This is a genomic window from Arthrobacter sp. KUASC02 (genome assembly GCF_059739395.1).
The window spans coordinates 4,388,675-4,413,327 of sequence record NZ_AP046053.1 but is presented as its reverse complement, the minus strand read 5'-3'; the positions used below and the strand labels follow the sequence as shown (position 1 = coordinate 4,413,327).

The 24,653-nt window shown below is 66.4% G+C and carries 24 protein-coding genes; 8 read left to right on the top strand and 16 right to left on the bottom strand.

The genetic code is table 11. The features are described 5' to 3' along the window. Nucleotides 1–13: 13 nt before the first annotated feature. The 7 genes from AC6JAC_RS20305 to AC6JAC_RS20275 all read right to left on the bottom strand — a co-directional run bounded on the left by AC6JAC_RS20305 (nt 14) and on the right by AC6JAC_RS20275 (nt 6,622). The gene (locus tag AC6JAC_RS20305) at nt 14–1,015 is read right to left on the bottom strand and encodes a zinc-dependent alcohol dehydrogenase family protein (RefSeq protein ID WP_497966372.1); all 1,002 of its coding nucleotides are present in this window, start codon (nt 1,013–1,015) and stop codon (nt 14–16) included. 53 nt (nt 1,016–1,068) lie between these two features. Continuing rightward, nucleotides 1,069–2,007, bottom strand: coding sequence for a universal stress protein (locus AC6JAC_RS20300; RefSeq protein ID WP_497966370.1), 939 nt, complete (start codon nt 2,005–2,007; stop codon nt 1,069–1,071). Nucleotides 2,008–2,072: 65 nt separating this feature from the next. Further along, on the bottom strand, nt 2,073–3,206 hold the full coding sequence (locus AC6JAC_RS20295; RefSeq protein WP_497966368.1) for a YihY/virulence factor BrkB family protein: 1,134 nt from the start codon (nt 3,204–3,206) through the stop codon (nt 2,073–2,075). A 77-nt stretch (nt 3,207–3,283) separates the two neighbouring features. After that, entirely contained in the window at nt 3,284–3,880 is a 597-nt protein-coding gene (locus AC6JAC_RS20290; RefSeq protein ID WP_028270669.1) for a DUF3618 domain-containing protein, read from the bottom strand. A 33-nt stretch (nt 3,881–3,913) separates the two neighbouring features. Next, nucleotides 3,914–4,336 carry a phage holin family protein gene (locus AC6JAC_RS20285; RefSeq protein ID WP_028270670.1) on the bottom strand — a complete coding sequence of 141 codons (423 nt, stop codon included), beginning with the start codon at nt 4,334–4,336 and terminating at the stop codon, nt 3,914–3,916. After that, nucleotides 4,333–5,289 carry a hypothetical protein gene (locus AC6JAC_RS20280; protein WP_331280047.1) on the bottom strand — a complete coding sequence of 319 codons (957 nt, stop codon included), beginning with the start codon at nt 5,287–5,289 and terminating at the stop codon, nt 4,333–4,335. The genes AC6JAC_RS20285 and AC6JAC_RS20280 overlap by 4 nt, the downstream gene beginning before the upstream one ends. Before the next feature lie 268 nt (nt 5,290–5,557). Further along, nucleotides 5,558–6,622, bottom strand: a complete 1,065-nt coding sequence (locus AC6JAC_RS20275) for an NAD-dependent epimerase/dehydratase family protein (RefSeq protein ID WP_497966365.1) — start codon at nt 6,620–6,622, stop codon at nt 5,558–5,560. Between the two features lie 182 nt (nt 6,623–6,804). Here AC6JAC_RS20275 and AC6JAC_RS20270 point away from each other — a divergent pair, with 182 nt between their 5' ends. Then, a complete protein-coding gene (locus AC6JAC_RS20270; RefSeq protein ID WP_497966363.1) occupies nt 6,805–7,722 on the top strand; it encodes a spermidine synthase in 918 nt (305 codons plus the stop codon). Nucleotides 7,723–7,951: 229 nt separating this feature from the next. Here the strand turns inward: AC6JAC_RS20270 and AC6JAC_RS20265 are convergent, their stop codons facing one another. Further along, nucleotides 7,952–8,710, bottom strand: coding sequence for a GAF and ANTAR domain-containing protein (locus tag AC6JAC_RS20265; RefSeq protein ID WP_497966361.1), 759 nt, complete (start codon nt 8,708–8,710; stop codon nt 7,952–7,954). Nucleotides 8,711–8,885: 175 nt separating this feature from the next. Then, a complete protein-coding gene (locus AC6JAC_RS20260) occupies nt 8,886–9,782 on the bottom strand; it encodes a LysR family transcriptional regulator (protein ID WP_497966359.1) in 897 nt (298 codons plus the stop codon). Nucleotides 9,783–9,914: 132 nt separating this feature from the next. Between AC6JAC_RS20260 and AC6JAC_RS20255 the strand changes: the two genes are divergently transcribed. Together AC6JAC_RS20255 and AC6JAC_RS20250 are read left to right on the top strand one after the other, a co-directional pair. Then, nucleotides 9,915–11,294, top strand: coding sequence for an MFS transporter (locus AC6JAC_RS20255; RefSeq protein ID WP_497966357.1), 1,380 nt, complete (start codon nt 9,915–9,917; stop codon nt 11,292–11,294). An 81-nt stretch (nt 11,295–11,375) separates the two neighbouring features. Beyond that, the gene (locus AC6JAC_RS20250; RefSeq protein ID WP_028270676.1) at nt 11,376–12,125 is read left to right on the top strand and encodes a 3-hydroxybutyrate dehydrogenase; all 750 of its coding nucleotides are present in this window, start codon (nt 11,376–11,378) and stop codon (nt 12,123–12,125) included. A 118-nt stretch (nt 12,126–12,243) separates the two neighbouring features. On the opposite strand, the gene AC6JAC_RS20245 is transcribed toward AC6JAC_RS20250, so the two are convergent. The 3 genes from AC6JAC_RS20245 to AC6JAC_RS20235 all read right to left on the bottom strand — a co-directional run bounded on the left by AC6JAC_RS20245 (nt 12,244) and on the right by AC6JAC_RS20235 (nt 14,951). Next, the gene (locus AC6JAC_RS20245) at nt 12,244–12,879 is read right to left on the bottom strand and encodes a LysE family translocator (RefSeq protein ID WP_497966355.1); all 636 of its coding nucleotides are present in this window, start codon (nt 12,877–12,879) and stop codon (nt 12,244–12,246) included. Between the two features lie 67 nt (nt 12,880–12,946). After that, the gene (locus AC6JAC_RS20240; RefSeq protein WP_347898614.1) at nt 12,947–13,225 is read right to left on the bottom strand and encodes a hypothetical protein; all 279 of its coding nucleotides are present in this window, start codon (nt 13,223–13,225) and stop codon (nt 12,947–12,949) included. Nucleotides 13,226–13,400: 175 nt separating this feature from the next. Beyond that, nucleotides 13,401–14,951, bottom strand: a complete 1,551-nt coding sequence (locus AC6JAC_RS20235; RefSeq protein ID WP_043438282.1) for an amino acid permease — start codon at nt 14,949–14,951, stop codon at nt 13,401–13,403. 226 nt (nt 14,952–15,177) lie between these two features. On the opposite strand from AC6JAC_RS20235, the gene AC6JAC_RS20230 reads away from it, so the two are divergent. After that, nucleotides 15,178–16,737, top strand: coding sequence for an HNH endonuclease signature motif containing protein (locus tag AC6JAC_RS20230; RefSeq protein ID WP_497966353.1), 1,560 nt, complete (start codon nt 15,178–15,180; stop codon nt 16,735–16,737). A gap of 267 nt (nt 16,738–17,004) precedes the next feature. Here AC6JAC_RS20230 and AC6JAC_RS20225 read toward each other — a convergent pair whose 3' ends face one another. Both AC6JAC_RS20225 and AC6JAC_RS20220 read right to left on the bottom strand, forming a co-directional pair. Continuing rightward, nucleotides 17,005–17,922, bottom strand: a complete 918-nt coding sequence (locus tag AC6JAC_RS20225; RefSeq protein ID WP_497966351.1) for an SDR family oxidoreductase — start codon at nt 17,920–17,922, stop codon at nt 17,005–17,007. Nucleotides 17,923–17,932: 10 nt separating this feature from the next. Continuing rightward, a complete protein-coding gene (locus AC6JAC_RS20220) occupies nt 17,933–18,271 on the bottom strand; it encodes a hypothetical protein (RefSeq protein ID WP_347898606.1) in 339 nt (112 codons plus the stop codon). A gap of 215 nt (nt 18,272–18,486) precedes the next feature. On the opposite strand from AC6JAC_RS20220, the gene AC6JAC_RS20215 reads away from it, so the two are divergent. The 4 genes from AC6JAC_RS20215 to AC6JAC_RS20200 all read left to right on the top strand — a co-directional run bounded on the left by AC6JAC_RS20215 (nt 18,487) and on the right by AC6JAC_RS20200 (nt 23,318). Continuing rightward, the gene (locus AC6JAC_RS20215; protein ID WP_347898604.1) at nt 18,487–19,314 is read left to right on the top strand and encodes an IclR family transcriptional regulator; all 828 of its coding nucleotides are present in this window, start codon (nt 18,487–18,489) and stop codon (nt 19,312–19,314) included. A gap of 214 nt (nt 19,315–19,528) precedes the next feature. Then, nucleotides 19,529–21,226 carry a urocanate hydratase gene (gene hutU, locus AC6JAC_RS20210; protein ID WP_028270681.1) on the top strand — a complete coding sequence of 566 codons (1,698 nt, stop codon included), beginning with the start codon at nt 19,529–19,531 and terminating at the stop codon, nt 21,224–21,226. A 97-nt stretch (nt 21,227–21,323) separates the two neighbouring features. Further along, the gene (hutH, locus tag AC6JAC_RS20205; RefSeq protein WP_497966348.1) at nt 21,324–22,916 is read left to right on the top strand and encodes a histidine ammonia-lyase; all 1,593 of its coding nucleotides are present in this window, start codon (nt 21,324–21,326) and stop codon (nt 22,914–22,916) included. Between the two features lie 165 nt (nt 22,917–23,081). Next, nucleotides 23,082–23,318, top strand: coding sequence for a hypothetical protein (locus AC6JAC_RS20200; protein ID WP_347895902.1), 237 nt, complete (start codon nt 23,082–23,084; stop codon nt 23,316–23,318). A gap of 60 nt (nt 23,319–23,378) precedes the next feature. On the opposite strand, the gene AC6JAC_RS20195 is transcribed toward AC6JAC_RS20200, so the two are convergent. Next, entirely contained in the window at nt 23,379–23,615 is a 237-nt protein-coding gene (locus AC6JAC_RS20195) for a hypothetical protein (RefSeq protein WP_051628828.1), read from the bottom strand. Nucleotides 23,616–23,792: 177 nt separating this feature from the next. Next, nucleotides 23,793–24,653, bottom strand: a complete 861-nt coding sequence (locus tag AC6JAC_RS20190; RefSeq protein ID WP_028270685.1) for a phosphogluconate dehydrogenase C-terminal domain-containing protein — start codon at nt 24,651–24,653, stop codon at nt 23,793–23,795.

Below are 24,653 nucleotides of genomic sequence, written 5' to 3'. Positions count from 1 at the left end.
GGCGGGTTTGTGGCTAGTCCATATGCAGGACGGCGGCCCCGGTAATGCGGTCTGCGGCAAGGTCCTGCAGGGCCTGGGCCGCCGCCTCCATCCGGTAGGGCACCGTGGTGGGCCGGAGCGGAATGTCCGCCGCGACGCGGAGGAACTCCTCGCCGTCTGCCCTGGTGTTTGCGGTGACGCTGCGCAGCTGCCGTTCCTGGAAGAGCTCGGATCCGTAATGGATCGGCGGGATGTCGCTCAGGTGGATGCCAGCCACGGCAAGAGTGCCCCCTCGGTCCAGGGCACGCAGCGCCTGCGGCACCAGCCAGCCCACCGGGGCAAAAAGAATGGCCGAGTCGAGCGGCACGGGAGGTTCGTCGTCGGCGTCCCCGGCGAAAGCCGCCCCGAGCTCCAGGGCGAGGCGCCGGGCCTCCTCGGAACGGGTCATGACGTACACGCTGGCTCCGCGGTGCATGGCCACCTGGGCGGCCAGGTGGGCGGAACCGCCGAAACCGTAGATGCCGAGGCGGCCGCCGTCCGGCACCTGGGCCCGGCTCAGGGCGCGGTAGCCGATGATCCCCGCGCACAGCAGGGGAGCGGCCTGCTCGTCCGAAAAAATCTCCGGGATCCGGTAGGCGTAGTCCTCGTTGACCGTCACCCGGTCCGCGTAACCGCCATCCCGGTCCCAGCCCGTAAAGGTGGGGGAAAGGCACAGGTTTTCCTGCGAACGGAGGCAGAAGCGGCAGCGTCCGCAGGTGCCCCCCAGCCAGGCGACGCCCACGCGCTCCCCGATCCGGAACCTGGCGGCGCCTTCACCGAGCTCCACCACTTCCCCCACCACCTCATGGCCCGGAATGATGCCGGGCTGGCGGGGCGGCAGGTCGCCTTCGGCCAGGTGGAGGTCGGTGCGGCACACGCCGCACACACGCACGTCAAGCAGGACTTCTCCCGGGCCGGGGCTCGGATCGGGGCGTTCGCCGAACACCAGCGGATGCCCCGCCACGGGGCCCGGTTTGCCAACCCACCAAGCACGCACGGCACACTTCCTGTCCTGCTATTCCGGCACGGCTCTCGTTGGGGGCACGGGGCTCACCGCGTGATCAGCAGGTTGCACAGCGCCCGCTCCAAGGCCGAGGACACGGTGCTCCCCGGATGGCCTTCCCGGTGATGGGCGCCCAGAACCAGGACGTCGGCCTGCGCCGCAGCGGTCAAGAGCTCCTTTTGCACGGGATGGCTCTCCAGCAGGATGCCTTCCACGGGAACGTCGGGGGCGAGGCTCCTGGCGAGTTCCACGGCCTGGTCCAGGAGCTCCTTACCGTGCAGCGGTGCATGGCGCCCGTGTGTTGCGTGGTGCTGGTCGCCGGCCACATGGATCAATTGCAGCGGCACGTTCAGGGCGGACGCCAGGCCGGCCGCTTCCGCCACCACCTGGTCACGCCGGAGTTTGTCGTCAATTCCGGCCGCGACGGGCTGGCCGGGACGGTTCGGGTAGCGGACCACCATCAGGGGGCACGGCGCGTGGACGGCAAGGTCGAGGCAGGCGGAACCCACCAGCTGTCCCAGGAAGCGGCCCATGCCGCGGTGGCCCACTGCCAGGACACTGGCGCCCTCCGCCGCGGCGCGGAGAACCTGGCCGGGCAGCCCCGGCTCGATGACGCCGTCGATTTCCAGGTGGTGCGCCCTGCCTTCGGCTGCCTCAGGTTCGGCGGCCTCGGGTTCGGCGCCCTCGCGCCGGGCGGCCGCTGCGGTTTCAACCTCGGCCGCAACTGAGCGGGCGAGGTCCAGGCCTTCCTGGAGGGTAGCTTCGGCGGCGTGTCTGAGCCCGCTGCCCTCAACGCCTTTTACGGGACCAAGGTTCTTGGTGAAGACGGGCCAGACCCAGGCATGGATCACCTTCAGCCGTCGGTTCGTGGCGGCGGCATACCCGGCGGCCCAGCGGACGGCAAGCTGTGCCGGTTCGGACCCGTCGTAGCCCACAGCGACCGGTCCGTCCGGGTTCGGCGCATTCCTCGGTGAAGCCGTCGGCATGGGACCTCCCCTCCATAGGCAGCGGCGCAACGTCCACCCAGTAGAGTCCGGAGTACCCCTCCGCGCTAGGGGCTTTGGTCCCGTTCGTCGTTCCGGCGTTCACGCTCATGGCGTTCGCGGAGGTCGCGTCCGCGCCGGATGTCCTCTTCTTCCTTGACCTGCAGCTTGTCGCTTTGCTTGGTGTCCCGGGGCGGCAGCTGGATTGTTTCCTCGGCTTCAATGCCGGCCTGGAGTTGGCGGCCGCGTTCCATCTCGGCGTCGAACTCGGCGCCGAACAGCAGGGACATGTTCAGGATCCACAGCCACAGCAGCATCACAATGACGCCGCCGATTGCGCCGTAGGTCTTGTTGTAGTTGCTGAAGTTGGCGACGTAGAAGCCGAAGCCAAGCGAAGCCAGGACGAAGATCATCAGTGCGATCAAGGAGCCCATGCTCATCCAGCGGAATTTGGGCTGCTTCACGTTCGGAGTGGCGTAGTAGAGGATGGCGATGACCACCACCACCAGCACCACGATCACGGGCCACTTGGCGATATTCCAGGCGGTGAGGAACGCGCCGCCCAGGCCGATGGCATTACCGACGGCTTCGGCCACGGGGCCGCTGAGCACCAGCATGGCTGCCGTCAGCGCCACGATGATCACAGTGCACAAAGTGACGGCCAGCATGGTTCCGCGGAGCTTGATGAAGGGGCGGCCTTCGTCCACTTCGTAGATCCGGTTCATGGCCCGTCCGAAGGCGCCCACGTACCCGGACGCGGACCACAGGGCCGTCAGGATGCCGACGATCAGGGCGAAGCCGGCGGTGGAGGAACTGGTGAGCTCTTCGACGGGTTGCCGGATGATGTCCAGCGTGGAGCCCGGGGCTATGCCCTGGGCGATCTCCAGCATCGCCGCTGTGGTCTTCTCCGCCTGTCCGAAGATCCCGAGAAGCGACACGAGGGCCAGCAGGGCCGGGAACATGGAAAGGACGCCGTAGTAGGTGAGGGCGGCGGCGAGGTCCGGGCACTGGTCTTTGGTGAATTCCCTGAACGTCTTCTTTGCGATGTACTGCCAGGAGGGTTTGCTGACGTCAGTGGGGCGGTCCGGTTTGCGGGAGTCGTCCGGCGCGGGCGCTGTCCGGGCCTTGGCGGTGCTGCTCTCCTGCGTTTCGGCGTCGGGACGGGCTGCGGTGTTGTTCTCGGTGGCGGGGTTCTTGGCCATACGAAATATCCTCAAATCTGCCGGGGCCGGGCCGCCCCGCCGCAAGGGTGGAGCAGCCCGGCCAGGATCCGGTGTCGTTACACCTGCTGGACGTTGTCCTTGGCGTCCGCGGCGCGGTATTTCACGTCGTCCACTGCGCCCTGGCCTTCGGCCTTGACGTGGTCAGTGGCGTCGGCGGCAGTAGCCTTGACGTTTTCCATGGCTTCCTGCGCGGGGGCCTTCAGCCCTTCGGCGACGTCCTTCGCGGCCTCGGTCAGCTCCGTCGTCAGAGGCTCTGCCTTGACCTTGAGCGCCTCGGCAGCCTCGCGCTCCTTCTCGCTCGCCGGGATCAGCGACGAGAACAGCATCCCGGCACCGAAGGCGATGAGCCCTGCCGCGAGTGGATTGCCTTGCGTCTTGGTGCGGACCTGGCGGGGAGCGTCCCCGATGGCCGCGCCGGCGTCCGACAGGTGGGCCCCGCCACCGCTGGTGCCCGAATGCATCCGGTCAGTGGTGTGATCCGCTGCTCCCATGACTTTCTCCTTCACTCCGAACACGGCGTCCTTAACTTTGTCCGTCTGCCGGTGGACGATGTTGGACGGGGTAACTTTGTCCGCCACGGCGTCGACATTGGTGCCGAGCCGCGCGCGGGTTGCTTCGATGTCGGCGCGGATGGCGTCCGGGTTTTCACTCATCGTGTGTACCTCGAGCTCTCTGTGTACCTGGGTCTAATGACTGGGTTTGAGGGTGGGGGGGATTTCCTGGAGCGTCTCCGCCGTCTGCGGCATGCCCTTGATCGCGTTGAGCTGCTTGCGGCCAACGGACGCCAGGACGGCGGCGATGATGCCCCAGAGAACGGCGAGGACGACGGCGGACCAGCCGAGGCCCATGACCGTTCCCAGCGCCCACCAGAGGGCCAGGGACAGGAACAGGAGGACGAAGTGGCCGGCCACGCCGGCCCCGGCGAGCATTCCGCCGCCCTTCCCGGCACGGGAGGCTGACTGCTTCAGTTCGGCCTTGGCGAGATCCACCTCCTGGCGCATCAGCGTGGAGAGGTCCCGCGTCACGTCGCCCAGCAGGTCACCGAGGGAGGTGTTGTCAGCTTTTGCGTGGGCCGCCGAAGGGGGTGTTTCAGGATACTGGCTGCTCATCGCTGCCCTCCGCGCGGGGGATCCTCACGATACGGATCCTCACGGTACGGATCGTCGGCCAGGGGGTCCGTGGCCAAGGGATCCTTGGCCAGCGGATCTGCTGCCCACTGGTCCGTCTCGTCACGGCGCGTTCCCTCACCGTCCAGTGGATTGGGCGGGTAGGTGTCCGCCGGATAGTCTCCGGTACCGGCTTGGGGGCTGTCAGCGTAGGCGCTGTCGCCATAATCGCTGTCGGCGTAGGCGCCCGTGCCCGCTCCGGTGCCGGCCATACCGGCAGTGGTCGCGTTCGGGGCCGGCATCTGCACCGGCGGCGGCGGAACTGCGGTTCCGGTATCGGGAACATAGCCCGGCACACTTGAAATAGGAGCCGTGGTGGTGCGCCCGCTTTGAACGGCGCCCGATGAATCGGGTGCGCCCGCACTGAGGCTGCGGGTGAGCCGGCCAGCCAGTATGCCCGCTCCCGCCGCCAGCACGAGGAACGTTCCCGGGCGCTGCCGGGCGAACGTCTTCACCTCGTTCAGCAGTGAGCCGGGGTCGCGGCCTTCCAGCCATGATGCCACCGAGGCAGACCGGTCAGCGGCCTGCCGGATCAGGTCCGTGGCTACGCCGGGCTGCTCGGACGCGTTAGCCATGGTGCGGAGTTCCCCGGAAATGGAGTGGAGGCCCTGCGCTACCTTTTGCTGCTGGAGGCCTGCCTGGTCCGTGAGGTCCGTCTTGGCCTGGTAAAGCAGATCCTTGGCGTTTGCCTTGACCTCTCCGGCGACATTGGCTGCCTCGGCCTTGGCGGTTTCCGCTACGTGCTGGGCGGAATCGGTGGCCTGGTGGGCGAGGTCCCCGGCCTCGCGCTTTGCCGTCTCCGTCTTCGACGGCATGCCTTGGGTTGCCGGAGCCGCCGGGTAAGCGTCGTTGGTTACCTGAGTTGCCGGGTAGGCAGCGTCATTATCCGGAGTCACCGGGTATGCGGTTTGCTCTGCAACCCCAGGGGTGCCGTAGCTACCGTCCTGTGGCCATCGGTTCTCTGTCATCTTCGCACTCTCTTTCCAAGAAGGTCGGCTACTGATCAAGAACCAGTAAGAACTGGCCGTTAAATAGTAAGCATGATTACTATCAGATAGTAAGTACCCTTGGTGTATTAGTTTTCGCAGCACGAATCTTCCGGTGCCAGCCGCCCGGCGGCTCCGCAGGCTAGTCCAGGCAGACTGTCCCAGCCGCCTCCGCCAGCTAGGTGCGCGGCTGCAGCAGGGGAGAGCCTGCCATTCCGCGCCCGCCCGCCAGCCCGTCGATCACCCCACGGATCGCATCCACTGAGGAGGTGTGCGGCTCCCACCCGAGCACCCCGCGCGCGCGGCTGGTGTCCATTACCGGGGCGCCTTCGGCCATCGCAATCCAGCCTGCGTCCGTTGGCTGCAGGTGAAGCCGCCAGCTTAAGTCCACGGCCGCTCGGACCAGCGGGAACGGAACAGGCAGCCACCTCTTGGCATGGAAAATCCGTGCGAGTTCCACCGGCCCGATCACGGGCTCGGCGGCAATGTTGAACGCGCCGGCCGCACGGCGGTCGAGAACGCGCCAGTACGCGTCAGCGAGGTCGTCGGCATGGACCGCCTGGAAGGCCAGGCCGCGGGGCAACGGAATGATCGGCAGGCTGGGATTCCGCGGCAGCAGCCGGGGAATCAGGCGGCCGAGGAAGTACCGGCCGATCTCGCTGCCTGCCTCAGCCTGGAAGGAGAGCGCCGGACGCAGCCTTGAAACGGTGATGCCAGGATTTTCTGCTGCAAACCTGTCCAGCAGGGCTTCCTGTTCGGCCTTATGCCGGCTGTAGTGTGATTCCTCGATGCCGGTGACCGGCCAGTCCTCGTTCCGCCGCGTTTCCTTGCCGGAGCGGCTGTACGCCCCCATGGAGGACGCGCACACCACGTGCCGCACACCGGCTTCCCTGGCTGCGCGGAGGACGTTCGCAGTCCCCGTCACGTTCGTCCGATGCAGGACCGCCTCGTCGCGGTTCGGCTGGAGGATCCACGCCAGGTGCACCACCGCATCCGCCCCGGCGAGCGCCGCGCGCAGCTGCCCGCCGTCGTCGTCCGCTATGTCCAGGGCGTGCCATTCCACGCCCGAGTAGGGCGCCACCGTGAGGTCCGGCGTGCGGCGGCCGATTCCCGCAAGTTCCAGCTCATCCGGCCTGTCTGTGTTTGGCCGTTCGGTACCGGGCCGCGCCGACCGCTCCTGCTGGAGGCGCCGCAGCAGGGCCGTGCCCACATTTCCGCTGGCGCCAGTGATGACGATCCGCATGCCCGTCCGCCCTTCCGAATGGCTGGAAAGCACCGACCGACGTACCGGTCGGGCCGGCCAGCGTGTTTGGTTCGGAATTAACGCTACCGGCCACCGCTTAATGAGCAACCGTGACGCTGCCGCCGTCGGAGGCGGGGCGGGTCAACTAGGGTTGATGCATGAGCAACACGGTGGCCGGCTAAATGGCACGTAAGGGCCGGGCTGCCGGCAGGAACCCTGAACGTTCGACGCCGGGAGTTGTGGAAGTGCCGAAGGGAACCCGCCCTGACGGGCCGGTTGAGGGCGTGTATTACATCGATACCGGGGACTGCGAGCTGATCGCGGACCAGGACAACTCAAACGGCTGGCTCCTGCGGATCAACGGCGTCATGAGCTCGCACATTGACCTTGCGGACCCGCTCTTCCTCGATTTCGAGTACATGCGCTGGATGTCCGCGCTGGTGGAATCACGGTGGCCCCGGGAGGCCAGGCCCAAGCTGCGCGCCCTGCACCTGGGCGGCGGTGCGTGCTCGCTGGCGCGCTACTTCCACGCCGCGTACCCGGAAGCCCGCCAGGTGGTGGTGGAGTTGGACGGCAAGCTCGCCGAGTACGTCCGCGGCTGGTTCGATCTGCCCAAGGCCCCGTTGCTGCGGCTGCGCGTGGGCGAAGCGCGTGAGGTGACGGAGTCGCTGACGCCCCAGACCCGTGACGTGATCATCCGCGATGTGTTTGCCGGTGCCCTGACGCCCCGGCCGCTGACCACTGCCGAGTTCAACGGGCACGCCAAGCGCGTGCTGGCTCCCGGCGGGATCTATGTGGTGAATTCCGGCGACGCTCCGGACCTGAAGAATGCCCGTGAGGATGCCGCCACCATCGCGGCCGTCTTCGAGCACACCCTGATCATTGCCGATCCCGCCATGCTCAAAGGCAGGCGCTACGGCAACATGGTGATGGCCGGCAGCGACCAGCCGTTCGACGACGACCCCCAACTGGCCCGCAGGCTCCTGGGCGGCGGCGTCCCCGCCCACATCTGGGATGACGCCAAAGTTCGGGCCTTTGCAGCCGGCGCAGCCGTCCGCCATGACCCTGAACCGCCGTCGCGCGGCTCATCGGCTGCGTAGCCGCCACCTCTATAGCGGCCGCACAACGTAGGCGCAAGACCGGTGCAACAAAAGCCCCGGCAGCCGCAAAGTTGGCTCAAGAATCGGCTTTTGTGCCGTTTTTCGCCATCCGGGCGCTGTGCGCGCTGTAAGTTTGTGGAAGCTCTCCGCTTTCCCCCAAGACCGGAGGGCAGGAAGCCCCCGCGCTTGAGTCCACTGACTCGCGCAGGGGCTTCCTTCATTTCTACCTTTAGTGCGACCGGTCCCCGGTACCGGGAAGCTCGGTACCGGGAAGTTCGCTACCCGGAAGTTCCGCGCCGGACAGGATATCCGCGGCGATGGCGTGAAGCTTGCTGTCGTTGGCCCGTGCCGCCAGGTGCAGGAGGTCCATGGCCTGGTCCCGGCTGCAGCGGTTCTGCAGCATCACCAGGGACACGGCGGCGTCAATGACAGCCCGCGATTTGAGGGCTGAGCGGAGGTGCTCGGGATAGATCTCCGCCGGATGGACACGCAGCGCGAGCCGGAGGATCCGGGAGATCGAGTCGGTGTGCTCCTCGACCGAAGCGATCGTGGCGGCGTCGAACGCGTCGGTGCTGCGGGCATAGCAGTTCAGCGCAGCAGCGGCGCCTTGGTCGGTGCGGATCGGAACGGCGAGGACTGACCGGATGCCCTCTCCCGAGACGGCCTCCGCATAGTGCTCCCACCGGCTGTCATTGAGCAGATCCGGGACCAGCACCGTGTGCTGTTGCCGGAGGGCCGTCAGGCAAGGACCGTCGTCGTAGTCGTATTGCTTCTCGTCCATCCGCAGGGCCTCGTCGTCGCTGCTGGCTACGGTTGCCGGGCTGCCGTTCCGCTCAACTGTGATGGCGCACAGCATCGGATCGCGCCCGCCCAGGCGGGAAGCGGAGATGGTGGTCAGGCTCAGAAGGAACTCGGTGAATCCCGGGCTGTCGAGCAGCAGGTCCTGGAGTTGCTCGGCCGTGGGTGCGTCGTGTGTCTCGGGAGCCATGGCGGCCTCGATCCTTGAAAGCCGGGCCACTTGGGGCCGGTCGGAGGCCGCGGACTCTTGATCGCCCGCAACCACGGTGGTGGATATGGACAGATTCGACGCACTGTCACCAGCGAAGGCTCTCCGACATCTCTTACCTCTGACACTACGCTGTGTAGAGGCCCGAACATAGGGCTCAGCGCCTGCCCAGGAGGGCCTCCCCGTGCTCGACTGTCTGGTCCTGTAGCGCCTGCACCACGGCGGCCACCGCCGGCCGCCGCATGGAGTCCGGCCGCAGCACCATCCAGTAGGGAAGCCGCTCGGAGAAGGCATCCGGAAGCAGCCTGACCAGGTCCTGGTGCAGGTCTCCCATGAAGCATGGCAGGAAGCCGATGCCCGCGCCGGCGCGGGTTGCCTCCACGTGGACAAAAACGTTGGTGGAGCTCAGGCCGTCCTTCATGGCGGGGACGAGCCGGCGCGGGGCGTCGAGATCGTCCACCTGGAGCATCGAGTCCACGAAGTAGACCAGTGGATGTTCCGTCAGTTCCTCCACCGTTGCCGGCGTTCCGTTTTCGGCCAGGTAGGCCCGGGAGGCGTACATTCCCAGCACGTATTCGCCCAGCTTGAAGGCCTCGGCACGGTGCACCTGGGGCTCACCCACCACCACCTCGATGTCCAGTCCGGAGCGCTGCTGCAGGGCCCGCCGGGTGACGGTCACGATCTCCACGCTGAGCCCGGGGTGCTGGCGGCGCAGCCGTGCCACCGCCGGGGCGGCGATGTAGGCGCTGAAACCGTCAGTGGCCGTCATGCGGACAACCCCCGTGATGGGGTCAGGTGCTTTGCCTGGCTGGCCCAGGCTGCGCACGGCCTGTTCAACCTGCTCGGCCACCAGCACGGCCTCCGCGCCGAGTTCGGTGAGCTCCCAGGCGCCGGCCGCCCGGGAGAGGACCCGCCCGCCCAGCGTCTTCTCCAAGGCCGCTATCCGGCGCGAAACGGTGGTGTGGTTCAGTCCCAGGGCCTGCGCCGCCGTCGTGAATTTTGCTGAGCGCGAGACGGCCAGCAGGACCAGAAGGTCATCGGGATTAGTGTCCATATCTGCAATTCTGCACACAAGGGGTGCTGGTTTGGCCATTGAAGTGCAGAGTTTCTGCGGCAATACTCATCTGAGCCCATTCAGTGCTGTGGATCACAGCGCGTGTCATCGTGGACACTAAGGAGAACAAACATGAGCGTAGAACAACGCTCGGCAACACCGGCCGATTCCGCCCCAAAGGGCGCGGGCCTGAAAAAGATCGTCGCAGCATCCATGGTTGGCACCGTGGTGGAGTGGTACGAATTCTTCCTCTACGCCACCGCTGCGACCCTGGTGTTCGGGAAGTACTTCTTCCCGGCCACCGGTAACGAGCTGGACGGCATCATCCAGGCCTTCATCACGTACGCCGTTGGCTTCGTGGCCCGCCCGCTCGGCGGCATCGTCTTCGGCCAGATCGGCGACAAGCTGGGCCGCAAGCCCACCCTGCAGCTCACCATCGTGATCATCGGCGTGTCCACCTTCCTGATGGGCTGCCTCCCCGGCTTTGCCGAGATCGGCTACCTCGCACCGGCACTCCTGGTGTTCCTGCGCTTCATCCAGGGCTTTGCGCTGGGCGGCGAATGGGGCGGCGCGGTGCTCCTCGTCGCAGAGCACAGCCCCAACAAGTCACGCGGATTCTGGTCCAGCTGGCCCCAGTCCGCCGTACCGGTGGGCAACCTGCTGGCCACGCTGGTCCTGTTCATCATGTCCAACGTCCTGAGCAGCGCGGACTTCCTCAGCTGGGGCTGGCGCGTGGCGTTCTGGCTCTCCGCCGTGATCGTGTTCGTCGGCTACTACATCCGCACCAACGTCTCCGAGTCGCCGATCTTCCTGGAAGCGAAGGCACAGCTGGAGCAGGAGCAGGCTGTCAGCTACGGCGTCGGCGAGGTCATCCGCAAGTACCCCAAGGGCATCCTGCAGGCCATGGGCCTCCGGTTCGCGGAAAACATCATGTACTACCTCGTGGTCAGCTTCGCCATCGTGTACCTCAAGAGCGTCCACAAGTACGACACGTCCTCGCTTCTGCTGGCGCTGCTGATCGCCCACGTCATCCACTTCCTGGTCATCCCGCAGGTGGGACGCCTTGTGGACAGCTGGGGCAGGAAGCCCGTGTACCTGGTCGGCGCCATTACCGGAGCCGCCTGGCCTTTCTTCGCCTTCCCCATGTTCGACACCAGGAACGCAGTGGTGATCGTCCTCGCCGTCACCATCGGCCTGTGCCTTCACGCCTTTATGTACGCCGGCCAGCCCGCCATCATGGCTGAGCTCTTCCCCACCCGGATGCGCTACGCCGGGGTATCCCTGGGCTCGCAGGTCACCTCGATCTTCGCCGGTTCGCTGGCGCCGCTCCTGGCCACCCAGTGGCTCAAGGACACCGGATCATGGGTGCCCACCGCCATTTACCTGGTGGTGGCGTGCGCCATCACCACGGTGGCAGTGTTGAGCCTCAAGGAAACCAAGGGCATTGCCCTGGAGGATGTGGACCGGGCCGACGCCGAACGCGAAGGCCTGCCTGTAGCAGCCACACGCTGAGCTGCCTGAGTTTTGGCCGGCTCCAGCCCCGCTGGAGCCGGCCGGCTCGCTGAAAAAATCTTTGAACTGGAAGGCTGGGTTATGGAAAACACGCTGAACGGCCGCAAGGCCCTGGTCACCGGAGGCGCCGGCGGCATCGGCGCTGCCAGTGTGCGGGCCCTCGCCGCACGGGGCGCCAAAGTGGTGATCGCCGACGTCGACGAGGCCGCCGCGGCAGCACTTGCCGATGAAGTGGGCGGCACCGCCTGGGCAGTGGACCTGCTGGATGTGGATGCCTTGGCAACCCTCAGCCTGGACTGCGACATCCTGGTCAACAACGCCGGGATCCAGCGCATCAGCCCCATTGAGGAATACGATCCGGCCGACTTCCGCCGGCTCATCACCCTCATGCTCGAGGCGCCGTTCCTGCTGATCCGGGCGGCGCTGCCCCACATGTACGCGAACAACTTCGGCCGGATCATCAACCTCTCGTCGGTACACGGAATCCGTGCCTCCCCGTTCAAGAGCGCGTACGTTTCGGCCAAACACGGACTGGAAGGGCTCAGCAAGGTGACGGCGCTGGAGGGCGGGGACCACGGTGTCACCTCCAACTGCATCAATCCGGGCTACGTGCGCACGCCCCTGGTGGAGTCGCAGATTGCCGACCAGGCCAAGGTCCACGGCATCCCCGAATCCGAGGTGCTGGCGAAAATCATGCTGACCGAGTCCGCCATCAAGCGGCTCGTGGAGCCGGAAGAAGTCGCCTCGCTGGTTGCCTGGCTCGCCTCGAACGACGCCGGCATGGTCACCGGCGCCAGCTACACCATGGACGGCGGCTGGTCGGCTCGTTAGTTCCGGTCCGCCCGCAGTTGCGGGCGGCACGGACATGTTCCGCGTGCTCGCTCGTTCCTCGCTTAGACGCACGCTTCCACATGCCCGACGCCGCCCGCCTCCAACTGCGCGGCACAAACTATGGCTTTGTACCTGTTAAGGCGAGGGTGCCTCCGAGGGCGATCATCATTGCTCCTCCTGTGGTGCTCAGCGTGGAGATGCGCCGCGGGGAGCGGGCGAACCACTGGCGGGCGGTTCCTGCTGCCAGCGCCCAGATGCTGTCCGAGACGAGGGCGATCAGCAGGAACACCGCCCCCAGGCTGGCAAGCTGCCGCGGGATTCCGCCGGCGGAGTACTCCACGAACTGGGGCAGCACCGCCACGAAGAACACCAGCGACTTCGGGTTAGTGGCGCCCACAACGAATCCTTGCCGGAGGACCCGGAAAGTGGAGCCGGAACGCGAAGGATCGGCCGCCGTCGTACTTGTTCCACGGTGCCGGATCGCCTGGATGCCGAGGAACACGAGGTAGGCTGCGCCGGCGAACTTCACGATCGTGAAGAGCAGGACCGACTGCGCCAGGGCAACACCCACACCGAGCGCCACCGCAAGGATCTGCGGGACCATTCCCAGCGCGTTTCCCAGGACACTCAGCAGCCCGCCCTTGCGGCCCAGGGCCAGGCTGCGTCCGATCACGAACAGCACGCTCGGCCCGGGGACGGCAATCAGGACGGCGGCGGCCAGGGCAAAAGTCAGCAGATTGCTCAGTGGAACCATGACTGATTTTAGCGCCGGGGAAGCCCTGGGTAGCCCGGGTAAGCCCTGAGTGGCCCGGCCAGCCCGGCTACTCCGGCGTTCGAACCTGCCGATAGTCGTAGTAGATCACTTCGGGTACCAGGTCGGGGTGGGCGTCAGCCGCCGTCCGCAGGCCCAGCGACGAGCCGTGGATGACCGTCACCACGCCAAGCCGGCGGCCGTTGAAGGGGTCGTCGGCAAGGACTACGTCCCCGATCTTGAACGGTACGGCGGCCGTGCGGATTTTCTGCGCTGCGGCCTTCAGCCATGAGATCAAGCGGCGCCGGGCGCGGGGGAAGGGAGGCCGGGAGGCTGGATGATCCTTCATCAAAACCACTCCTTTGCAGTGCCTGAACCAGCAGGACTCGCAGGCGGTCCGGATGCTGCGGCAAGTGGTCCACGTCCGGTCTGCGCCTGGGGTCCAACCTAAGGCCAAATCCCACCCGTCGCTTGCGTAACTCTTACCCCTTCTGTACCGTCCAACACTCGAAATTTATTGGGCACTACTTGCCCGATGTTCCAGCGCCCTGAGCCGTCTCGTCGACAAGTTCGGCGCGGGCGCGCCCATGGCCGCGGACCCACAGGCGGTAGGCCACCATCAGCAGCCCCAGCCACACTGCACCCACGTAGAGGGCAACCCGGGAATCCTCGAACGCACCCAGGATCGCGATCACCAGGGCCATGAACGCGATGGTCAGGATGGAGGCCGCCGGCCACCACGGAGAAGGAAATTCCGACGCCGGGAGCCCCTTGCGGGCGATCTCCCGTTTCATGGCCACATGGGACGCCAGGATCATGACCCAGACCCAGACGGTGGCAAAGGTGGCGATCGAAGCGATCAGCAGGAACACGTCCTCGGGCATGACGGCGTTCAGGATCACGCCCACCAGCAGGACGCCGGCCATCATCACAACGGTCATCCACGGCACCCCGTGGCGGGATACCTTGCCGAAGCTTGCCGGCGCATGGCCTTGCCGGGCCAGTCCGAAGAGGATGCGGCCGGCTCCGAAAATGTCGCTGTTGATGGCGGACAGGGCAGCAGTAATCACCACGGCGTTGAGGATGTGCGGTGCGGCGGGAATACCCAGGCCGCTGAAGATCTGGACGAACGGACTGCCGTTGGCGCCTACCTCGTTCCACGGAAACAGGCTCATCAGCACGGCGAGGGTCAGCACGTAGAACAGCAGAACCCGCACGGGTACGGTGTTGACGGCCTTGGGAATGACCTTCTTGGGGTCGGCCGCTTCACCGGCCGTGACGCCGATGGTTTCGATCCCGCCAAAGGCGAACATCACGACGGCGAACGAGGCCAGGAGCCCTTCGAAGCCGTTGGGGAACGGGCCCCCGTGCTCCACGAGGTTGCCGATTCCCGGAGCGACCGTGGCCCCGCCGGCCTGGAAACCGAAGATGATGATGGCTGCGCCGCCGGCGATCATGGCGATGATGGCCACGACTTTGATCAGCGAGAACCAGAACTCCAGCTCGCCGAACACCTTGACGCTGAGCAGGTTCAGGGCTGCCAGGAAGAAGATGATGGCCAGGACCCAGATCCAGCGCTCGACGTCGGGGAACCAGAACCCCATGTAGATACTGAAGGCGGTGACGTCCGCGATGGCCACGATGGCCATCTCGAACACATACGTCCAGCCGGTCACGAATCCGGCCAGCGGACCGAGGTAGCGGCTGGCGTACTGGCCGAACGAGCCGGACACGGGGTGCCGCACGGCCATCTCGCCCAGGGCCCGCATCACCATGAACACGGCCGCGCCGCCGATCATGTACGCCAGGAGGACCGCCGGCCCGGCCTTCTGGATCGCGGAAGCAGAGCCGTAGAACAGCCCTGTGCCGATGGCCGACCCCAAAGCCATGAAGCGGATGTGGCGGATGTTCAGTCCGCGGTTCAGGACGGTGCCGACGGCGGTGTTGACGGCGGTGTCGACGGCGGTGCCGGCGGCGGCGCGGGCAGTGCTTCCGGCGGCGCCGGAGGACGTTGTGGTGGTGTCTTCGAGCGCTGTTTGTCCTGCAGTTTTGCTTGCTGTTGGGGCTTGTTGCATGCGAATACCTTCTCGTCATTGGGAGGGGGATCGCTATCCAGCAGACCATTTTCGCGCCCTACGTGATGAGCCTCACGGAGGTTTGGTGTCTTTCATTTCAGACTGTCCGGGGTGCTTCCAGTCACCTGGCTTCCAGGCCCTCGGCGCGAACGGACACTTGCGGCCCCTCGGAGGCGCCAGCAGTGACGCCGCCAATAATGTCAGGGCCTCCGGAGATACTTTGGGTATGGAAAGCAGAGCCGTTGTGGAGACGATGGAGGCCGTCGAGGCCTCCGTCTCTGCGTTGTCTGGTCTGGTTCGCCACGCGGTGGGAAGCATGGGCACGGCCGGTGCCGACCCGCTTCGTGACCAGGCGGATGCGTGCCTGGACGGACTGGCAGAGCTGGCGCGGACGGAAGCCCGAATGGCTGCCCTGAAAGTGCACTTCGCCGCCGGCTACGCGCGCGCCGCCATGGCCTCGGCGGCACCGGCTCGGTCCCCGCAAGAACACACCGCACAGGACATGGCCCTGACCGCTGAGGTGGCGTGTGTCCTGACGGTCAGCGAACGCACCGCCGGTGCCCTCCTGGCCGAAGCCCAGGCACTGAGCACTACCCTGCCGCTGACGTTGTCCGCGCTGCAGGCGGGGAACATTTCGTGGCAGCATGCCCGGATCATGGTGGACGAAACCGACAACCTCGACAAAGCGGGGGCTGCCGGATTAGAGGCTCACTTCCTTGACCCGGATGCGCCATCCGCTGCGCGCGGCTGCCCTGCCGGCGACCTCGTCCCGGCCCGGTTCCGGGCTAAGGCACGTACCTGGCGGGAACGGCACCATCCGGTCAGCATCGAAAAGCGCCATAATCGAAGCGCCGCCGAGCGGCGGGTGGAATACACGCCGGACCGCGACGGCATGGCCTGGCTCTCCGCGTACCTGCCCGCCAGTCAGGCAGCAGGGGTCTGGGACCGCATCACCACAGCTGCAAGATCCCTCCAAGGAGCTGACGAGGCCAGGACCCTTACCCAGCTCCGCGCCGACGTCGCCGCGACCTGGCTCCTCACTTCGGGGCGCGAAACGGCAGGCAACGCAACGGCTGGAGACGTGCCGTCCCCTGCGGCGCAGGTGCTCATCACCGTTCCGGCGCTCTCGTTGCTCGGCTTATCCGAGGAGCCGGCCATGTTGGACGGGTACGGCCCGATCCCGCCGTCCATGGGGCGCGCCCTTGTCGCTGACGGCGCATCTTCATTCCTGAGGGTGTTGACGGACCCCCGCGACGGTGCGCCGTTGGAGGTAGGACGGACCAGCTACCGCATTTCCACAGCGCTGCGGCAGTGGCTCCGGCTGAGGGACGGGAAGTGTCCGTTCCCTGGCTGTAAAAACCAGTCGCTGGACAATGACGCCGACCACCTCCTCGCCTGGGCTGACGGCGGGAGCACGGGGATCAGCAACCTCGGCCAACCGTGCCGCAAACACCACCGCCTCAAACACACCTCCGGGTGGAAACCCGCCGGCGCCAGCCCCACTGAACCGCCCGGCTGGACTTCACCCGCAGGCCGCCATTACGCCAGCGAACAACCCGACTGGGAACCACCCGTCTTGCCAGTCGAGATCCTGGCTATGACTACTAGTCGTGATCCAGGCGAACCCGACCCGGGTACATTGGAGCCGGGCCTGCTTGGTTCAGGCATGCCCGACTATTTGGACGAACCCCCACCCGAATTCGATCTGACGGACCATCCGCTAGCCGAGGACCCTTTCAAGGACTGGGAGCTCTTCCTGGCCTACGACTCCTACGCGGCTGCATAGGCAAGTGTCGCACTGGAAGTTCTGCATGGGGAAGCGCAGTTGGCCTCCTTTGTCTTGCCCTGAATTGGGTGATGGATTCACACCCTTGCGGCCCTGGATTCTCGGCGGAAAGACCTCAGGTAAACTTCCCGCAGACAACATCGGGAGACGCTCGATAGGGTGTCGCGGCAGCGGAACGGAGCCCGCTAAACGGAGCCGACTAAACGGGGCCCGTTAAGCCGACTAAACGGGGCCCGTTAAAAGCGGAGCACGCTAAAACGGCGGACGTCAGCGGTAACCGCTGGCGTCCGCCGGGCGCCCCGCTTCCTGGACCTCAACCAGATAGCGCCAGCAGTCGGGCCGTGAGCCGTCGATATCGGTGAAGCCGTACTCCAGCGCCAGGCCTCCGGAAGAGAACGAGCCACCGGTGCGACCCTGCACGTCAGGGTCCGCGGCCAAAGAGGCAACGGCGCGTCCCACAAAGCGCGGGCTTTCGGAGATAGCGGCGAAATGGGGCTGGGTGTCCGCAGCGTCCCGCCAGTTCTCCTCGGTGACGCCGAAGTGCTCCAGCATCATTTCGGAGCGCATCCAGCCCGGCGTGAGCGCCACGGCGGTACAGCCGAACTGCTTCAGTTCCTCCGCCTGGCTGAAAGCGAGCCGCAGCACCGCATTCTTGGCGAGGTCGTAGAACGCCGACACCCGGTAGTGCCCGGCGTTGTACTCGCGGGTGCCGTCGGTCATTTCCACCACCAGGCCGCCGGGGTTCCGGATGAGCAGCGGGAGCGCGAAATGGCTGGTGATCAGGTGCGTATCGACGGCGGTGTGCAGCATCCGCAGGCCGGACTCCAAATGGTGGGACCACACCGGAGCGTCCCATTCGATGAGGTTTTCACCGCCCCAGATGTCGTTGACCAGAATGTCCAGGCGCCCGTGTTCGTCGTCGATCCGCTGCACCAGTGACTGTACGGCCTCCGGGTCCAGGTGATCCACCGCCACGGGAATGCCGACTCCACCGGCGGCATTGACCTGCACGGCCGTTTCCTCGAGGGTCTCTGGCCGGTTGTAGTCGGACCTGCGGCCTCCGGCGCTGCGGCCGGTGCAGTACACGGTGGCGCCTGCTTCGCCCAGGGCGACGGCGGTGCCCCGGCCGGCGCCCCGCGTGGCCCCGGCCACCAGCGCGACTTTTCCTGCCAGCGGTTTGGTCATGGCTGCGTTCCTAGGCATCCTGCTGCACGCTCAGCACGATGATCGCGGCGTTGATGCCGAGGGCAATGAGCCACCACTTGTTGAAGGTCAGCAGGAGCAGCGCGGTTGAGAGGGCTGCCCCGGTGATGGTTGCCGGCTGCCACCAGGATGCCCCTCCAATGAGTCCCAGGCCGCCGGCTGCCAACACCACTGCGGCCGCAACGGCCAGGGCGGCCGCGGCGCGCCTGACATTGCCGGCGAAAGGGGAGTGGCCGGCGTCGAAGGGTGCCTTCGGATCGGCCTTCGGCAGCCAGATGGCGAGGTGGATCAAGCCGTGGGCAACCAGGAAGAGTCCGGCAATCCAGACCATGGTGGCCTCCTCGCAACAGTCCGTGACCTCCATCGAAGCACCGGACGGCAGAAGCGGCATAGGGGCGGAAGTCCCCGGCCGGTCCCCGTCCTCATTTATGTCTGGTATCCCGGACGGCAAAGTGGTTCGATGGCCGTATGCGGTGCCGCGCAGGGAACACGCTTAAGTACGGGATACCGGACACCCCTTGATCCGGCGCGAACGATGGAGGAAACATGGCGGACGGCGAATCGCCCGCACGGACGGCGGCAAAGGCGCCTGCGAAGGTGGCGTCGAAAGTCCCGGCGGCGGAAAATACCTTGCGTATCCTCAAACTCCTGGCCTCCAAGCGCGGGCCGATGGCGGCGTCGAACATTGCCACGGCCCTGGGGTTGCCGCGTTCAAGCGTCTACCACCTGCTCGGCGTTATGGAGGCCAACGGCTTCGTGATGCACCTGCATGAGGAGCAGCGGTACGGACTGGGCATCAGCGCCTTCGAACTCAGCTCCGCATATTCGCGGCAGGAGCCGCTGTCCCGGATCGGCCGGCCGATGCTCGCCTCTCTGGTGGACGTCGTGGGCGAAAGCGCTCACCTGGCAGTGCTGCACGGCCGCGATGTGCTGTACATCGTCGAGGAACGCGCCAAGAACAGACCGTCCCTTGTGACCGACGTCGGCGTCCGGCTGCCCAGCCACCTCACGGCCAGCGGGCGGGCCATCCTCGCGGCCCTGCCCAAGTCGCAGGTCCGTGCGCTGTACCCGAATGCGGCCGCCTTCACGGCCCGGCACGACGTGGAGGGGGCCATCATGAAGTATTCGGCGCTGTCCTCGCACCTCGACCAGGTCCGGCAACGCGGCTATGCCACCGAACACGGCGAGGTGACACCCGGGTTTGGCTCGATTGCCGCCGCGGTCACGGACCATGTGGGATGGCCGACGGCGGCCGTCGCCGTCACGTTCCTCGAGGACAAACTGCCGGCGGACCAATGGCCGGCGCTCGCTGCCCGCGTCCGGAAGGTGGCGGACGAACTCTCCGTCCGCATCCACGGACGCCCGGCCAAGTAGCCCTTACCCAACTAGGTAGCAGCAGGTGTCGTTTTGAAGGCCCAAAACGACACCTGCTGCTACCTAGTTGGGAACAGGGGTGCGCGTCTGGAATACCGGACAGTACCGGCTTCAACCCACTGTTTCCGGGGCTGCGGACAGGCTTTAGTTGATACAGAACCTCAATGAGCCGGCGGACGCCGGTCGAACCACCAAGCACACGAAGGAGCGCCTCATGGCACCCGCCGATTTCACCACCGGTGCCCGCCCGGTCAAAGCAGCCCGCGGCACCGAGCTCACCGCCAAGAGCTGGCAGACGGAAGCCCCGCTGCGCATGCTCATGAACAACCTGGACCCCGAGGTCGCCGAACGCCCGGACGACCTGGTGGTCTACGGCGGCACCGGCCGCGCCGTCCGCAGCTGGGCCGCGTTCGACGCGATCACCCGCACCTTGGAAACCATGGAAAAGGACGAGACCCTGCTGGTCCAGTCCGGCAAGCCGGTGGGCGTCTTCCGCACCAACGAATGGGCGCCGCGCGTGCTGCTCGCCAACTCCAACCTCGTCGGCGACTGGGCCAACTGGCCTGAATTCCGCCGGCTCGAGGCCGAGGGCCTGATGATGTACGGCCAGATGACCGCCGGGTCCTGGATCTACATCGGCACCCAGGGCATCCTGCAGGGCACCTTCGAAACCTTCGCCGCAATCGCCCGCAAGCTCACCGGAGACGAAAACGGCACCCTCGCCGGCACCCTGACCCTCACCGGCGGCTGCGGCGGCATGGGCGGCGCCCAGCCGCTCGCCGTCACCCTGAACGACGGCGCCTGCCTGATCGTCGACGTCGACGAAACGCGCCTGCGCCGCCGCGCCGGCAAGCGCTACCTCGACGAGGTGGAAACCGACCTCGACGCCGCGATCGCCAAGGTCCTCAAAGCCAAGGAAGAGCGCCGCGGCTGGTCCGTGGGCTACGTCGGCAACGCCGCCGAGGTCTTCCCCGAGATCCTGCGCCGCCACAACGCCGGCGAGCTGACCGTGGACATTGTCACCGACCAGACCTCCGCGCACGACCCCCTGAGTTACCTGCCCGAGGGCATCACGGTGGAGGAATGGCACCGCGAGGCCGCGGCCGATCCGGAGGGCTTCACCAAGAAGGCCCAGGCCTCGATGGCCAAGCACGTCCAGGCCATGGTGGAGTTCCAGGACGCCGGTGCCGAGGTCTTCGACTACGGCAACTCCATCCGCGATGAGGCCCGCAAGGGCGGCTACGGCCGGGCCTTCGAGTTCCCCGGCTTCGTCCCGGCCTATATCCGCCCGCTGTTCTGCGAGGGCCTGGGCCCGTTCCGCTGGGTTGCGCTTTCCGGTGACCCCGAAGATATCGCCGTCACCGACGCAGCCATCAAGGAACTGTTCCCCGAGAACAAGCACCTGCACCGCTGGATCGACGCGGCCGCCGAGCGCGTCGAGTTCGAAGGCCTGCCGGCCCGCATCTGCTGGCTGGGCTACGGCGAACGCGCCAAGGCCGGGCTGCTGTTCAACCAGCTCGTCAAGGAGGGCAAGGTCAAGGCACCCATCGTCATCGGCCGCGACCACCTCGACTCCGGCTCCGTCGCCTCCCCGTACCGCGAAACCGAGGCCATGGCCGACGGCTCCGACGCGATCGCCGACTGGCCGCTGCTCAACGCCCTGCTCAACACCGCCTCCGGAGCCACCTGGGTCTCCATCCACCACGGCGGCGGCGTCGGCATCGGCCGTTCCATCCACGCCGGCCAGGTCTCCGTCGCCGACGGCACCGACCTCGCCGCGGAAAAGCTCGCGCGCCTCCTCACCAATGACCCCGGCATGGGCGTCATCCGGCACGCCGACGCCGGCTACGACCGAGCCGTCGAGGTCGCCAACGAACGCGGCGTCCGCATCCCCATGAACGAAACCCGCTGACCACGGTCCCAACCCCACATCGATTGCTCCGTAAGAGCCGTTATGAGGTCCCAAAAGGGCACTTACGGAGCAATCGATGAGAATTGAAGTAGGAATCATGACTCTCACCACCCACGAACCGCTCACCGTCACCCTCGGCTCCAGCGGCGTCACCCCCGAGGATGTCGTCGCCGTCGCCCGCCACGGCGCCAAAGTGACCATCTCCCAGGAAGCCCTCGACACGGTAGCCAAGGTCCGCGCCCACATCGACGACCTCGCCCACAGCGAGATCCCGGCCTACGGCATCTCCACCGGCTTCGGTGCCCTGGCCAACCGGCACATCCCCAACGAGCTGCGCACCCAGCTGCAGAAGTCGCTGATCCGCAGCCACGCCGCCGGCATGGGCCCGGCCGTGGAACGCGAAGTGGTCCGCGGCATCATGTTCCTCCGCGCCAAGACCCTCGCCTCCGGCCGCACCGGCGTGCGCCCCGTGGTGCTGCAGACCATGGTGGACGTCCTCAACGCCGGCATCACGCCGGTGGTCCGCGAATTCGGCTCGCTCGGCTGCTCCGGCGACCTCGCGCCCCTGTCGCATTGCGCCCTGGTGCTGATGGGCGAGGGTGAAGCAGAAGGGCCCGACGGCGTCACCTACGGCGGGCGCGGCGAACGGACTGTCGCCGAGCTGCTCGCCGAACACGGGATCGAACCCGTCACGCTCGCCGAGAAGGAGGGCCTGGCGCTGGTCAACGGCACCGAGGGCATGCTGGGCATGCTCCTGATGGCCATCGCGGACATCCGCCAGCTGCTGACGACGGCGGACATCACCGCCGCGCTCAGCGTCGAGGCGCTGCTCGGTACGGACCAGGTGTTCCTGCCCGAGCTGCATGCAGCACTCCGGCCGCACCCGGGCCAGGCGGCAAGCGCGGACAACATGCTCCGGGTCCTGGCCAACTCGCCGATCGTGGCCTCGCACCGGATCAACGACACCAAGGTCCAGGACGCGTACTCGCTGCGCTGCGCACCGCAGGTGGCCGGGGCCGTCCGCGACACCGTGGACCACGCAGCCCTCGTAGCCTCCCGCGAACTCGCCGCCGCCATCGACAACCCCGTGGTCCTCCCGGACGGCCGGGTCAGCTCCAACGGCAATTTCCACGGCGCCCCGGTGGCCTACGTTCTCGATTTCCTGGCCATTACCGTGGCGGACCTGAGCTCCATTGCCGAACGCCGCACCGACCGCATGCTGGACCCTGCGCGTTCGCACGGCCTGCCGGCCTTCCTGGCCGCGGATCCCGGAGTGGACTCCGGCCTGATGATCGCGCAGTACACCCAGGCCGGACTGGTCTCGGACAACAAGAGGCTGGCCGTCCCGGCGTCCGTGGACTCGATCCCGAGCTCCGCGATGCAGGAGGACCATGTCTCCATGGGCTGGCACGCGGCCCGGAAGCTCAGGAAGGCCGTGGAGAACCTTCGCCGCGTCCTGGCGATCGAACTGGTGACGTCCGCACGGGCCATCGACATGCGGACCCAGCTTTCCGGCGGAGAACTGGTTCCGGGGCCTGCCGGCGCGGCCGTGATCGCGGCGCTGCGCGACGTCGTCGACGGTCCGGGCACGGACCGGTTCCTGTCACCGGAACTGGAGGAGGCGGACCGGCTCGTTGCGTCCGGCAAGGTGCGGGCGGCAGCCGAATCCGCCGTCGGAATTCTGGCCTAAAAGTGAATTTTATGCATCCAGAATGACAATTTCCCGGCGCCCCCGAAATACTGCGCGACACAACAGGCGGGGGCCCGGGAATTGTAGTAGAACTAAAGATGTAGTGATGAAGCCCACACCAATGATGTTGTGGCAAAAGAACATATACAAAGGGGTAGAAGTTCAATGAAAGCACGGGGGACGGTTCTGTCCAGGCGGGCGGCGTTTGCTGCCACGGTTTCCGACTGGAGGAACCTCAAAGCAGGCGAGCGGGTGGAAATCCTCAAGCATGCGCATGTGGTGGCCGCGGGTGAAGTTGAGGAAGTTTCCGTGAGTGGAAACGTGCTCTGGCTGGTGCCCACGGGCCCTTCGGAATCCCAGCTCTTTATGAAGTCAGACGGTGTGCAGGTCCGCAGGACCTAAGACCAGGATCTAAGACCAGGACCTAAGACCAGGACCTAAGACCAGGATCCGGCCGCGTGGTTAGGCGGCGATGTCCTCGTAGGTTTCACCGAAGGGTACGGATTCGTCTAGTGCTACGGTGAACGCGCCCGGCTCGTGGCGGGTGACGCGGATGCCGCAGTTGCCGTCTGCTACGGCAGCTTCGATGAGTTCGTTTACGGCGCTGTCCAGGCCGTGGTGAACCTCTTCGGCGGTTGAAAAGGTCAGGTGGATGGACCGAACGTCGGTGGTCTGGCGTTCCATGGTTGCTGAGCTCATTGCAGGACTTTCTCTAAACGATGTGCCGGATGGCCACGATCCATTCTACCGGCTTTGTCAAAATAGGTAAGATGTCTGGCATTTGTCCCTCCGGGTTTCGGGTCTACCGAAGCCCGGAGGGACAGCCTTTTTAAGCCGCCCCGAAGGGGGCTGGAGCCCTGCGGCAGGGCCGGTCGCCTAGCGCTTGACGGCGTCCAGTTTCAGCATCTTGGCGATGACGCCGTCGAGCTCGGAGTCGTCGAAGATCTTCTTCCAGTCGTCCTTGATGATGGTGTCCTTGCCGTACTGGATGGCGATTTCGCAGGCCTCGGAGAACGGGTTGGAGCCGCGGAGGGCGTTGGTCAGGGCGATCTGTACGTGGCCGAACAGCATGGCTTTGGCTGCCTCCTCCGGGACGCCGGCGGTGTGTACGGTCTCGTGCAGTGCTTCGTTGAGCAGGGTGCCGATCATGCAGGCCACGGTTTCCACCAGGGTGGGTTCCAGGATGGCGAGCTGCTTCACGGTGACCCAGTGCACGTCGATGACGGGGGCGTAGATGGTGCGGATGACGGCCTCGGCCGAGTCGCGGGTCGCTGCGGGGGCGTCCTCGTCGATCGCGGCAACCACGTTCTGCGGGGCGCCTTCGCCGCCGAAGGTGTCGGCCCATTCCTCCTTGGTGGTGCGCTCCAGGAACACGGACGGGTGGCACGGGTGCGCCACGGCCTGGACCACGTCGTCGCGCTTGGCCAGCAGCCCGGCGTAGGCGGCGGCGGGGTCCAGGGTGAGCAGGATCGCACCGGCCTTCATCTGGGGGACCACGCCTTCGGACACGACGCCCAGGACGGTGTCCGGGACGGCGAGGATCACCACGTCGGCGCCCTTGACGGCGTCGTCGGTGGAGGTGATGTCACGGCCTTCGGCGCGGACGCGGTCCTGGCCGGCGGGGGAGTTCTCGCTGTAGAAAACGGTATGGGCGCTCTTCTGGAGGTTCCGGGAAACGCGCATTCCCATTTTGCCACCGGCTCCGATGACGGCGACGGTCAATTGTTCTGCTGACAT

Excerpts from the sequence above, each read along its gene's own strand:
- AC6JAC_RS20275 (WP_497966365.1), bottom strand. The coding sequence starts at position 6,622 with ATGCGGATCGTCATCACTGGCGCCAGCGGAAATGTGGGCACGGCCCTG.
- AC6JAC_RS20270 (WP_497966363.1), top strand. The coding sequence starts at position 6,805 with ATGGCACGTAAGGGCCGGGCTGCCGGCAGGAACCCTGAACGTTCGACG.
- AC6JAC_RS20245 (WP_497966355.1), bottom strand. The coding sequence starts at position 12,879 with ATGGTTCCACTGAGCAATCTGCTGACTTTTGCCCTGGCCGCCGCCGTC.
- AC6JAC_RS20215 (WP_347898604.1), top strand. The coding sequence starts at position 18,487 with ATGGCGGACGGCGAATCGCCCGCACGGACGGCGGCAAAGGCGCCTGCG.
- hutH (WP_497966348.1), top strand. The coding sequence starts at position 21,324 with ATGACTCTCACCACCCACGAACCGCTCACCGTCACCCTCGGCTCCAGC.
- AC6JAC_RS20250 (WP_028270676.1), top strand. The coding sequence starts at position 11,376 with ATGGAAAACACGCTGAACGGCCGCAAGGCCCTGGTCACCGGAGGCGCC.
- AC6JAC_RS20195 (WP_051628828.1), bottom strand. The coding sequence starts at position 23,615 with ATGAGCTCAGCAACCATGGAACGCCAGACCACCGACGTTCGGTCCATC.
- AC6JAC_RS20240 (WP_347898614.1), bottom strand. The coding sequence starts at position 13,225 with ATGAAGGATCATCCAGCCTCCCGGCCTCCCTTCCCCCGCGCCCGGCGC.
- AC6JAC_RS20290 (WP_028270669.1), bottom strand. The coding sequence starts at position 3,880 with ATGAGTGAAAACCCGGACGCCATCCGCGCCGACATCGAAGCAACCCGC.
- AC6JAC_RS20190 (WP_028270685.1), bottom strand. The coding sequence starts at position 24,653 with ATGTCAGCAGAACAATTGACCGTCGCCGTCATCGGAGCCGGTGGCAAA.
- AC6JAC_RS20220 (WP_347898606.1), bottom strand. The coding sequence starts at position 18,271 with ATGGTCTGGATTGCCGGACTCTTCCTGGTTGCCCACGGCTTGATCCAC.
- AC6JAC_RS20235 (WP_043438282.1), bottom strand. The coding sequence starts at position 14,951 with ATGCAACAAGCCCCAACAGCAAGCAAAACTGCAGGACAAACAGCGCTC.
- AC6JAC_RS20295 (WP_497966368.1), bottom strand. The coding sequence starts at position 3,206 with ATGGCCAAGAACCCCGCCACCGAGAACAACACCGCAGCCCGTCCCGAC.
- AC6JAC_RS20300 (WP_497966370.1), bottom strand. The coding sequence starts at position 2,007 with ATGCCGACGGCTTCACCGAGGAATGCGCCGAACCCGGACGGACCGGTC.
- AC6JAC_RS20285 (WP_028270670.1), bottom strand. The coding sequence starts at position 4,336 with ATGAGCAGCCAGTATCCTGAAACACCCCCTTCGGCGGCCCACGCAAAA.
- AC6JAC_RS20260 (WP_497966359.1), bottom strand. The coding sequence starts at position 9,782 with ATGGACACTAATCCCGATGACCTTCTGGTCCTGCTGGCCGTCTCGCGC.
- AC6JAC_RS20265 (WP_497966361.1), bottom strand. The coding sequence starts at position 8,710 with ATGGCTCCCGAGACACACGACGCACCCACGGCCGAGCAACTCCAGGAC.
- AC6JAC_RS20255 (WP_497966357.1), top strand. The coding sequence starts at position 9,915 with ATGAGCGTAGAACAACGCTCGGCAACACCGGCCGATTCCGCCCCAAAG.
- hutU (WP_028270681.1), top strand. The coding sequence starts at position 19,529 with ATGGCACCCGCCGATTTCACCACCGGTGCCCGCCCGGTCAAAGCAGCC.
- AC6JAC_RS20225 (WP_497966351.1), bottom strand. The coding sequence starts at position 17,922 with ATGACCAAACCGCTGGCAGGAAAAGTCGCGCTGGTGGCCGGGGCCACG.
- AC6JAC_RS20230 (WP_497966353.1), top strand. The coding sequence starts at position 15,178 with ATGGAAAGCAGAGCCGTTGTGGAGACGATGGAGGCCGTCGAGGCCTCC.
- AC6JAC_RS20200 (WP_347895902.1), top strand. The coding sequence starts at position 23,082 with ATGAAAGCACGGGGGACGGTTCTGTCCAGGCGGGCGGCGTTTGCTGCC.